We start from the raw sequence: 213 nt of genomic DNA, 5'->3' as shown, positions 1-213 counted from the left end.
CGAGGTGGAAGCATGGTGACATGTGGAGCTGACGAATACTAATAGATCGAGGACTTAACCATATAATATGTAGCAAATGTTATCTAGTTTTGAAGGAATATGCCTTCAATAGTTTGGTGATGATGGCAGAGAGGTCACACCCGTTCCCATACCGAACACGGAAGTTAAGCTCTCTAGCGCCGATGGTAGTTGGGACCTTGTCCCTGTGAGAGT

1 rRNA gene is annotated in these 213 nt (G+C 45.5%); it reads left to right on the top strand.

The features are described from left to right. Positions 1-112: 112 nt before the first annotated feature. Positions 113-213: ribosomal RNA gene (gene rrf / locus MR167_RS32710) — 5S ribosomal RNA — on the top strand; the annotation flags it as partial.

This window comes from Bacillus cereus group sp. BfR-BA-01355, from assembly GCF_022663675.1.
Classification (GTDB): Bacteria; Bacillota; Bacilli; order Bacillales; family Bacillaceae_G; genus Bacillus_A; species Bacillus_A thuringiensis_S.
Note: the sequence above shows the minus strand (reverse complement) of the source record. Positions and strands in the feature narration are given on the sequence as shown.